The 6,235-nt window shown below is 68.4% G+C and carries 6 protein-coding genes; 2 read left to right on the forward strand and 4 right to left on the reverse strand.

Translation table 11 applies throughout. From position 1 onward, the window contains the following. Positions 1-183: 183 nt before the first annotated feature. The 3 genes from AC5WS8_RS09035 to AC5WS8_RS09045 form a co-directional block, all read right to left on the reverse strand. Positions 184-1,386 carry a helix-turn-helix domain-containing protein gene (locus AC5WS8_RS09035; protein ID WP_496102772.1) on the reverse strand — a complete coding sequence of 401 codons (1,203 nt, stop codon included), beginning with the start codon at positions 1,384-1,386 and terminating at the stop codon, positions 184-186. Between the two features lie 106 nt (positions 1,387-1,492). Beyond that, the gene (locus AC5WS8_RS09040; protein WP_496102773.1) at positions 1,493-2,155 is read right to left on the reverse strand and encodes an HAD-IA family hydrolase; all 663 of its coding nucleotides are present in this window, start codon (positions 2,153-2,155) and stop codon (positions 1,493-1,495) included. A gap of 432 nt (positions 2,156-2,587) precedes the next feature. After that, positions 2,588-2,788: a hypothetical protein gene (locus AC5WS8_RS09045; protein WP_496102774.1), complete on the reverse strand. Its 201-nt coding sequence runs from the start codon at positions 2,786-2,788 to the stop codon at positions 2,588-2,590. 219 nt (positions 2,789-3,007) lie between these two features. Between AC5WS8_RS09045 and AC5WS8_RS09050 the strand changes: the two genes are divergently transcribed. Next, positions 3,008-3,544 (forward strand): hypothetical protein, encoded by a 537-nt coding sequence (locus AC5WS8_RS09050; RefSeq protein WP_496102775.1) that lies wholly within the window; start codon positions 3,008-3,010, stop codon positions 3,542-3,544. Here AC5WS8_RS09050 and AC5WS8_RS09055 read toward each other — a convergent pair. Next, on the reverse strand, positions 3,501-4,418 hold the full coding sequence (locus AC5WS8_RS09055) for an IS5 family transposase (RefSeq protein WP_496102776.1): 918 nt from the start codon (positions 4,416-4,418) through the stop codon (positions 3,501-3,503). The genes AC5WS8_RS09050 and AC5WS8_RS09055 overlap by 44 nt on opposite strands. A gap of 154 nt (positions 4,419-4,572) precedes the next feature. Between AC5WS8_RS09055 and AC5WS8_RS09060 the strand changes: the two genes are divergently transcribed. Further along, positions 4,573-6,235, forward strand: a 1,663-nt coding sequence (locus tag AC5WS8_RS09060; RefSeq protein ID WP_496102777.1) for a helix-turn-helix domain-containing protein, incomplete at its 3' end; no start/stop codon positions are given.

The raw sequence follows: 6,235 nt of genomic DNA on the forward strand, positions 1-6,235 counted from the left end.
CAGCGTGCTGTCGGTGGTGTGCCCGGGACAGGCACGGCTCGTGGCGACGCCACGAAGTCATGACGCGGCGGACTGCCACGTCCCGTGCTGCTGCACGCTCGTCCTCCGGCAGGACCACCACGGAGCGTGGCAGTCGGGCTGGCGGCGGCTGTGTGGGCTGCTATGGCGCGTGGCGGTAAGCGATCAGCGAACGGCGAGGGGCACACCGGCCGCGTGGGCGAGCCCACGGAGACGCGCGACGGACACTCCGGCGAGGCGAGAGATGATCACTCCAGGCAGCATTTGGTGCCGCACCCACCCCGGCGCCATGCCGCAGACCTTTTCCAGGGTGTCAGCAGCCTGGTCCCACCGACGGCACTCCACATGCGTCAACGCCACGTCGAGGCCGTACCGGGCCCGAGTGGCGAGGGGCACCGTGTCGTCCAGCCTGACTGTGTCCATGAGCCGGAGCGCACCGCCGGTGTCGCCGAGGGCAACGGCGATGCTCATCGCCTGCGTGGCGGCGTAGAGCGGCCCGAATGGTTGGGCATGCAGGCCACGAGCATGCTCCGCCCCCAGGCGGGCGCCAACCGCGTGCGCCTGGGAGAGGTACTCCCGCGCGGTGTCCGGCGAAGCGCCACCCCGGGACGCGGCCACAGCAGCATTCGTGACGAGCTGCCCGTACACCGACAGCCGGTCCGGATCGTGCTCGGACATCTTCGGCTCGATCCGGTCGGCCTGAGCCGCAGCGAGCGCGAACCCCTGCGCGGTTCGCCCGTCGCGGAGATTCACCCAAGCCGTGGTGGCGGCCAGGTGGGCATCCCGCAGATCGTCGCCAGCCTGCACGGCGATCTGCCGGCCGTAGGTGAGCGCCGCATACGCAAGGTCCCGCGAACCCCACACGTTCGCGGCCATCCCAGCAGTCTGGAAGACATCGGCCAGGACGCCGGCCGCGGCCTCCCGCTCGTCGGCTTCCGCCACGTCGTATCGGGCGCGGGCTTCGGGCAGCAAGGCGCCGAGCAGCGCACCGAGTTCGGTGTAGCGGCCCGCCCAGTAGGCCGCGTCAGCCCGCCGAACGACACCACGGAGCTCTTCGACGGTGCCCGGCTCGCTGTCGGTGGGGATGCCAATCGCGGCATCGTGCGTGGCAGCAGACAGCGTGCGCAGCGCTGCACGCTCGTCGCGGTCCATGGAGCGACGGGGCGCCTGCTGGCCGAGGAGCACGGCGATGTCCGTCCCAAGAGCAGAGGCAATGGACAGAAGCGAAGGAAGGGAAGCGGTGCCGCCGCGTTCCAGTTTCCTTACGACCCCCACGGAGACGTTGGCGGCTTCCGCCAACTGTTCCTGCGTCATGGCACCGCGCAGCGTCTTGAGCCGTTCGGCGGTGCTGTACTCGGACCACTGCATGGCAGCAGCTCCTCCCCATCCGGCCAGGCACGGACCGTACCCACTCCTTTACGACCGGCAACACCCATAGGCACCGCTGACACCGTGAGTTGGCTGGAAGTCGTCGCTAAACGGAAAGCGCAGTGCTCACTCCGAGCAATGCCTCAAGCTCGGCCACTGTTGCGGCTTCATCCGTCGCGAGGACGGTAGTGATGCCCAGGGCTTCGGCAGGTGGAAGGTTCCGTGGGTGGTCGTCGACGAACACGCATACCTGGGCAGGAAGCCCGAGGCGTTCCAACGTCAGCTCGTAGATGGCAGGGTCGGGCTTTGCGATACGGACCTCTTCAGAGATGACGCGCACATCGAACAGGTCCCAAATCCCGGCCCTCTCATACGGGTTGAAGGGATCCGTGCCGAAGCTGTTCGACAGGAGAGCGAGACGGTACCCCGCTCCCTTGGCAGCTCGCGCGAGCGCGGCCATGCGCCGAGCTGGGGGCACCGCAGCCCATGCGCGCCCCATCAGGTTGTCCGGTGTGACATGCGCGCCGAGAATAGCCGCAGTCCGCCTGTTCCACTCCGCCTGGCCGATCTCACCGACCTCCAGCGCCGCGTACAGCCGTCGGCCTTCAGGATCATCGTTGAGGGTGGCACGCCACGCTTCCGGGGGAAGCCCTTCCGACTCGCACCACGCGCGGTGCACGGCGAGCGGATCGGCGGTCAGCACCCCTGCGAAGTCGAGGATGAGCCCTTGCTTGGCTTGACGGTCCGCGGTCTCCACGGGCTGTGGCATGCTGCGTGCTCCCTCTCGCTCGGCCTCATGAAGACGCTACCGCGCGCCGGGGGCACGGATGCCGTACAAGCCGCAGGGGCAGCCTGTACGGCATGGTGTGCGACTGCTGCCTGGTCCGATGGACCGAGCCCCATGACCGGCTGAGTTCGCACCAGTGAGCGCTGATGGCGCTCCCCGAAAGCGACCCGCGACGTCCGAGGCTCCCCCGCCAGGGCAGGGCAGTCGCCGACCGGCCGAGCATGCCCGCCGCCGTGGCAGCCGGCGCCGCCTGGGTCCGGCACCGCACCTGCCCACCCGTGAACACGACAAGCCGAACCGCAGCCCAAGCCGCCTAGATGACCGATGCCCAGAGCGCAGCGCTGCCGAAGGTGACCTTGACGGCGGCGCGGCCCGCGCACTCCATGCGCGGCGGAATGAGGGATGCGCCTCAACTCAGGAGAGGACCTGGGCGAGGGCGCTGGTCAAGGCAGCCGCAAGGGTGAGTACCGCAGCGAACACGGCGGCAGCCCGCATGAGGGCAGCGGGGTAAGTTGCGCCGTCCAGACGGGCGAGCTTGCCCGCAGCAGCAGCGGCCAGCGTCGCCATGACGACAACGAGCGCAGTGGTAAGCAGGACAACAGCGAGACTGGGCACGGCAAGCTCCGGTAGTCGTTGGGACGTTGACGTACCTCAAGGTCGCGGAAACGGTGTGCGCCAGTGTGGGGCCAGACGATAATGAACACCGGCGAACAGACGAGTTAGAAGCTGTTGTCTTTCCGGACGTGATCGACGCGTTTCCGCTGGTCGGGGATAGGAGTCGTGGTTCCGTGGGAGTGGTGGCCTGTCGGGTCGTCGTTCCCCGGGAGGTCGCGGATGCCGTCGGTTGTTGGGCTGCTGGAACAGCACGAGCTCGCCGCTCGGCGTCGAGTCGACGGGCTGCGCGAGGAGGCCGACCGTATCCAGGCCGAGCTGGCTGCGGCCGAGCTGGAATGGCAGGAGTGGGCGATCGCTCGCAGGCGGGTCGATACGGTGCTGGCTCCGGACGACGGCGCCACCGCCAGGGCGGAGGTCACTCCGGATCCGCGGGATGGGGAGGTGCAGTCGGCGCTCCGGGACGCGGCGAAGCCGAAGTCCCAGGTGCCGGTGTGGCGCCAGGGGCTGGCCTGGTCGGCGCTGTCGGTCGACTACCAGCGCATCCTCAAGACACTCGCGGACCGGGCCCGGCTCCATCAAGGGCCGCTGACTTGCCAGGAGATGGCCGCCATGTTCGGCATGGACGTGGTGCCGGCGCGGGTGGAGGCACTGCGGTCGAAAGCGAAACGCCTGGTGGCCCGCGGCTGGCTGGCCGAGCAGCAGCCGGGCCGGTTCACCCTCGCGGCAGGCGTGAGCGGGCCAGGCGACGGGTCATGAGCAGGGTCATCGACCAGTAGACCATCGCCTCGGCGCTGGTGGTACGCCGCTCGAAGTCGCGCACCAGGCGGCGACTTTGCATCAGGTGGGCGAAGAGGCGCTCGACGATCCACCGCTTGGGCAGCACCACGAACCCTCGTCGGTCGTCGCTGCGTTTGACGATCGCCAGGACCAGGGCGAACGTGGCCAGGCAGTACTCGACGAGGCTGCCGGTGTAGCCGCCGTCGGCCCAGACGAGGACCAGGCGATGGTGTGCCTCGGACACCTGCTCAAGCAGGACCTGGGCAGCGGTGCGGTCGCCGACATCCGCGGCGGTGACCAGCACGCCCAGCAGCAGGCCGAGGGTGTCGACCACGACGTGCCGCTTGCGGCCGTTGACGAGCTTGCCGCCGTCGAAGCCACGGCTGTCCGCGCCGACAACGGCGTCCGCCTTGACGGACTGCGAGTCGATCACCCCGGCCGTCGGCTGCGCGTCCCGTCCCAGCTCCTCGCGGACCCTCGCGCGCAACCGGTCGTGGAACTCTTTGACCAGGGCGTTGTCGCGCCAGCGGCGGAAGAATGCGTAGATGCGGTCCCAGGGCGGGAAGTCGACGGGCATCGCGCGCCACTTGATCCCGTTGTCCACGAGATACCGGATCGCATCGAGCATGGCCCGGTGGCAATACGCCTCCGGCCGGCCGCCCCGGCCGCGCATCCAGCCCGGCACCGGCAGCAGCGGGCGGACCACGGCCCACTCCCCGTCCGTCATGTCCGTCGGGTAGCGAGGCTGCCGCGTCCCGTTGTCGGCGGCGTTTCCGAACCGGTGAGCCAGGCAGTCACACTCCCAGGTGACCGCGCTGGACTGCCCGGCCATCGACACGCAAGACTGCTGCACCAGGGCCTCCTGCTGCTCGGTGATTCGACACCAACGAGCTGTTCAGGAGGCCCTATTCGTATGCGCCTAGCGCCCCGCGACCACCCGATCGGGACTTCCGTTCGACGCGCATCGCTCAAGATCGAAAAGACAACAGCTACTTAGGTGCAGGTAGGTGCACGAGGAGCAGCAGGAGCGCGATAGGGCGCTTACCGATCTGCGCAAGCGGCTGACGGATGGGCTGGCCCGGGCCCGGCTGACCAAGACGCAGCTCGCTGCCCGAGCAGAGCTGAGCCGCACGACCGTGCAACTGGCCTTCCAGACTGATGCATCAACTCCGCCTTCTGCCGAGACGGTTGCGGCCTTGGCCCGCGAGCTGCGCTTGCCGGCCGAAGAGTTGCTGGCCCTTCGACGGGTTGCCGCTGGAGAAGTCGGCCCCGTTGGCCGGAAAGAGCGAGGCCCGGGCAAGCCGATCAGCGACTGGAACCCTCACGACTTGGAGGTCCACCCTGCTAGCCCTGCCCTCAATGGGTACGAGTCTGGAGCCGCGCCAATCCGGGTGCTGCCCGGTTATGTTCCGCGGCTCCACGATCAGGTGCTCGCAGAGGCGGTGCAGGATGCCAGCGCGGGACGAAGCCGGATGGTGATCTTGGTCGGGTCGTCATCGACCGGCAAGACGAGAGCCTGCTGGGAATCCGTCCAACCACTCGCCCACAAGGGGTGGCGGCTGTGGCACCCCTTCGACCCGACCAGAGCCCAGGCTGCCCTCGACGACTTGCGACGTGTAGAGCCATGCACGGTGGTGTGGCTCAACGAGGCCCAGCATTACCTCGGTGAACCCCGGGTGGGTGAGCATCTCGCAGCCGCGGTGCATTGCCTGCTTACCAACCCCGGCCGCGGGCCCGTTCTCATCCTGGGGACCCTGTGGCCCGAGTACGCCGACGAGTACACAGCCTTGCCTGCACCTGGCAAACTGGACCGGCACAGCCGGGTACGCGAATTGCTGGCCGGAAGGACCCTCACAGTCCCCGAGTCCTTCGACCAAGAGGCACTGCGCGCGACAGCCACCCTTGCACGGGACGGCGACGAATTGCTGGCCGACGCCCTCACCCGGGCGAGCACGGACGGACGAGTGACCCAGGATCTCGCTGGGGCCCCCGAACTATTGCGTCGCTACGAGCAGGGCACGCCAGCCGTCAGGGCTGTGATGGATGCCGCGATGGATGCACGTCGCCTCGGTGTGGGCCTCCACCTCCCACAGTCCTTCCTCATCGACGCTGCGATCGACTACCTCAGCGACTGGGACTACAACCAGCTCGATGAAGGCTGGGCGGAGACAGCCTTCGCTGATCTAGCCCGCCCCGTCCATGGTAAACAGGCGCCCTTGCGTCGTACGAGTACTCGCCCCGAGCGCCGCCCTCCCGGCAGCCCGACGCCAGCCACCACTCCTGCCACCCAAGCAGCAGGGCCCGTCTTCCGACTCGCCGACTACCTCGAACAACACGGCCGCAGCACCCGCCGAGCGAAGTGCCCACCGGCTTCCTTTTGGCACGCCGCCTACACCCATCTCAACAACCCTGATGAGCTCAGCCGTCTCGCCCACGCCGCTGAATCCCGGTATCGCTTCCAATGGGCTTTCCACCTGCGCCACCAGGTTGCCGATTCGGGCCGTCTAGAGGCCCTCGTCGAACTGGCGCGGATCCGGGCGAAAGTCGGGGACCAGGAGGGAGCCGAAGCCCTTGCTTTGCAAGCCGCCGACGCAGGCAACGCCAGTGCCCTGTTCTTTCTGGCGAGGACGCGGGAAGGTACCGGCGACCGGGATGGTGCCGAAGCCCTTT

The sequence above is a fragment of the Streptomyces sp. PTL18 genome (genome assembly GCF_059510295.1).

What these genes read in the sequence shown, in the direction of transcription:
- AC5WS8_RS09035 (WP_496102772.1), bottom strand. Translation starts at nt 1,386, where the DNA reads ATGCAGTGGTCCGAGTACAGCACCGCCGAACGGCTCAAGACGCTGCGC.
- AC5WS8_RS09040 (WP_496102773.1), bottom strand. Translation starts at nt 2,155, where the DNA reads ATGCCACAGCCCGTGGAGACCGCGGACCGTCAAGCCAAGCAAGGGCTC.
- AC5WS8_RS09050 (WP_496102775.1), top strand. Translation starts at nt 3,008, where the DNA reads ATGCCGTCGGTTGTTGGGCTGCTGGAACAGCACGAGCTCGCCGCTCGG.